Origin of the sequence: Vibrio sp. 10N.261.52.A1 (assembly GCF_002876325.1) — a bacterium.
In the GTDB taxonomy this organism is placed as follows: Bacteria; Pseudomonadota; Gammaproteobacteria; order Enterobacterales; family Vibrionaceae; genus Vibrio; species Vibrio chagasii.
On record NZ_MCYD01000936.1, the window covers coordinates 1 to 3846 of the forward strand.

Genomic DNA, 3846 nt, shown 5'->3' on the forward strand with positions numbered 1-3846 from the left:
ATACAACTCAGAGGCTGGACAAGCCCTTGCTTTCAAATGATGGAAATAAATGAGAACGAAGCTATTACTCCCAATTTTACTTTTACTGTCAGGCTGTTCTGACGTGGTCAGTGATCAGTACGCCACTTACGAGCAGGCTCAACAAGATCGTTTGTTTGATAGAGGTTGGTTGCCCGACATATTGCCTAGCTCAACGTCGCAGATTGAAGTCAATAACGATTTAGATATCAACACTTCTGAGGGGAGTTTTGTTATCAACGAGCCTCAGCTGTCTTCGTTCATCGCTAATCTGACACCAACTTTGTCTAAGGGTGAATATCATTTTACCGAAGGCGACAACACTTGGTCATTTAAGGTAGGGGACGATAGCATAATTACTTATACGCTCAATAAAGCCAAATACTAAGTCTCAACCTCAGCTAATACACATCGCCAACACACCCTCATCATTAGTTGCTCGTTACCTTGTTTGGTGAATGTTGGAGTTTAATTTTGTGATGGTGAGTTGGCGCCGTTATTTGAAAATTGATATCAAACCTTAATCTCGTAACCATTCGAAGCATGAAATTTCCGGATATTATCGGAAATTAGATACCCCTCCAAATTTTGCGTTTATTTATTGAGTTGTTCGTAAGTGACGGAAAGTATTGGTTTTTTTGACTCCCCGTCTCACTTTTTATTTCTTCATAACTTATGTTCTGAATCGATATCACATATAAAACTAAGTGCACTTAGTTATGCGTGAAATCTATCGTTAAGATGCGCGCTCATCCATTGGGTGAATTTATAAAAAACATAATTATAAAGGTGATGTATGCGTGGTGCACATTTACTAATGCTATTTCCAATAGCGTTTACTTCTCAAGCTGCCAATGTACTCGACTACTCTGAAGTCGATTTGTCAACAATTCTTAATCAAACTAGCCAAGGCTTTAGTGCTGCAAATCAATCACTTGCTTATCATGAAGCAAGTCGAGTTGAGACCGGTACAACGACACTCCTTCGTAAACAACAGCTTCACTATGGCGTTCCGGTTTATGGCCAGTCGGTAGTCGTTGATCTTTCCCAGCAAGGTATTGCTCAAGCTGTCGACGGACAAGTATTGACGGGCATTGAAACTGATATCGGGTCAACCTTGCCAATGATCAACGCTCAACAAGCGATTGCCATTGCCAAGTCACAACATAAGGGTGTAGCAGCTGCAACCATTCGTAATCCAAATGCTGATCTTTTTATTTGGTTAGATGAACAGCAACAAGCACACCTCATCTATAAGGTTGATTTCCTACAAACAAAAGGCATGGGACCTTCACGACCAATTACGCTTGTAGACGCTAAATCTGGCGAGCTACTCGACCAGTGGGAAGGTATTGCGTTCATCGATGCTGAAGGCCCTGGTGGGAACCAGAAGAGTGGTCGCTACTACTTCGGCCCGAACACTCAGTATGGTGGATTCCAAGTCAACTCATATTGCCAGATGGACAGCCAAAACGTCGTCACTATGAACATGAATAATCGCCAAGATTATGGTCAGGTTCACCAATTTGCCTGTAATGGTAATTACGGTAGAAACGTCAATGACTATCGCGCGATCAACGGCGCGTATGCACCAATGAACGATGCACATTACTTCGGCCAGCGTGTTTTTGACATGTACAAAGAGTGGCTGAACACTCGTCCTATCCAGCAAAAACTAACGATGCGTGTGCACTACGGATCGAACTACGGTAACGCGTTCTGGGATGGTCAACAGATGACGTTTGGTGATGGCAACCAATCAATGTACCCATTAGCAACGTGGGATGTGATCGCGCACGAGGTAAGCCACGGTTTTACTGAGCAAAATTCAAACCTTGAGTACCGTGGTCAGTCAGGTGGTATGAATGAGTCATTCTCTGATGTGGCAGCTGCGGCGTTAAGTGAATATGTGCATGGCAGCTTTAACTGGAAGATGGGTGAGCACGTCATGAAGTATAGCCCAGCAATGCGCTACTTCATTCAACCTAGCGAAGATGGTATGTCTATCGACCATGTTAACCAGTACTACAATGGCATTGATGTCCACCACAGCTCGGGTATTTTTAACAAAGCGTTCTACCACCTAGCAACTAGCAACGGTTGGGACATTAAAAAGGCGTTCATGGCTTACGCTACGGCAAATCAACTTTACTGGACATCAAGATCGAACTTCCAATCAGGAGCTGAAGGAGTTTGTAAGGCGGCACAACACCTAGGTTATGAATCATCTGCTGTACGCTCTGCCTTTAGTCAGGTTGGGGTTAACGTACAATACTGTGGTTCTGGTCAGCCGAATCCAAACCCTAATCCACCAACACCAACACCAACTCCGGGCATCAACAATTTAGAATTGAACGTTCCTGCACCAGTGTTGAGTAGCGGCAACGATCAGCAGCAGTTCGTTTTGAAGAACAGCTCTGAAGGTGATGTGTGGATCCAAACTTACAATGGTTACGGTAACGTCGATCTGTATGTTGCTATCGGTCGCCCTGCATCCTTGAATGATTACGATTGCTCGTCTACCAACTTGGATAACAACGAGTACTGTGGCTTTGGCGGTATACAAGGAGATGATATCTACGTAATGGTATCTGGTGCGCAAGGGTCAACAGACGCTTATGTAGCGGTCAGCACTGTACTAGAACTGCCAAACCCTAGTCCTCAACCTGATCCTCAGGACATGTGTGTGGATGTGCCAGAGTGGAGCCCGAATACTTTCTACCCAGCTGGAGCGTCGGTTCAATACTGGGGCAACCGTTTTACGTCTACAACAGATAACTGGGGTGCTGATCCGTTTGAAAACTATTGGTACTGGACACACGAAGGTTTGTGTATGTAACTCGGTTAGAGTTTAGCTAAGACAAATAGACAAAGGGAGCACTCAGACGTGGTCCCTTTATTCGTTAACAATGGGATCTACCTACGTATAATTTACTTGTGTCACTCTTCTAAGCGCTGGATTATATCTGCGCTCATGGCGAATGGTTAAATCCGGGAGCCTGTCATTTTTGGAGAGTTTACTTTTATGGAAATAAGTCATCTAGATCACCTTGTATTAACCGTTAAAGATATAGAGATAACAGTAAATTTCTATCAAAGCGTATTAGGGATGAAACCGATTCAATTTGGTGAGGGACGTTGGGCATTGTCGTTTGGTCATCAAAAGATAAACCTCCATCAGCAAGGGAAAGAGTTCGAGCCTAAGGCTAAGCATGTTCAAGCCGGGAGTGCGGACTTATGTTTCATTACCAACACACCTATTGATGAGGTATTCGATCATATCACGGGACAAGGTGTGATCATCGAAGAAGGGCCTGTCGAGCGAACGGGTGCAGTGGACAAGATCACCTCAATTTATCTACGAGATCCTGATGGTAACCTAATCGAAGTCTCGAATTATTAGTAGGTCGATATCGGTGGATTGTGCTATCCATAAATCAGTTACTCTATTAAAGCTTGAAGCAAGACTCTGTAAAGCCAAGAATCTCTATGCAGTACGTAATTATGTACACATCTCGTTACCACAAAGTAAGTGTGTAGCTGGAACATGTGGCTTAATTTACTTACAATCGAACAATGTTTTATTAATCCAGTTCTAATCGCCATGGTCAGAAAATTATTCATAATAACTATTAGCCTGTTGCTTTTATCCGCTTGTGCGACAACAAGTGAAAATCAAACCGACGAAAATATCTCAAGCAATGAAAAAGTGATTAATAACAGTGTCGAAGAGGCTGTGGTCAAGGAGACGGCAAGCGAAGCGGTCATTGAGCCTGCCTCAAATAATGTTAATGAGAGTGCCGTTATTACCTCAGAAGACAGTGATAT

3 protein-coding genes and 1 pseudogene are annotated in these 3846 nt (G+C 43.4%); all 4 read left to right on the top strand.

What is annotated here, in order from left to right; all coding sequences use genetic code 11:
- Positions 1-49: 49 nt before the first annotated feature.
- A complete protein-coding gene (locus BCT81_RS20335) occupies positions 50-406 on the top strand; it encodes a hypothetical protein (RefSeq protein ID WP_102425616.1) in 357 nt (118 codons plus the stop codon).
- Between the two features lie 408 nt (positions 407-814).
- On the top strand, positions 815-2857 hold the full coding sequence (locus BCT81_RS20340) for a M4 family metallopeptidase (RefSeq protein ID WP_102425617.1): 2043 nt from the start codon (positions 815-817) through the stop codon (positions 2855-2857).
- Between the two features lie 186 nt (positions 2858-3043).
- Positions 3044-3421, top strand: coding sequence for a VOC family protein (locus BCT81_RS20345; RefSeq protein ID WP_061031005.1), 378 nt, complete (start codon positions 3044-3046; stop codon positions 3419-3421).
- A 144-nt stretch (positions 3422-3565) separates the two neighbouring features.
- Positions 3566-3846, top strand: a pseudogene (locus BCT81_RS20350) (hypothetical protein); the annotation flags it as partial.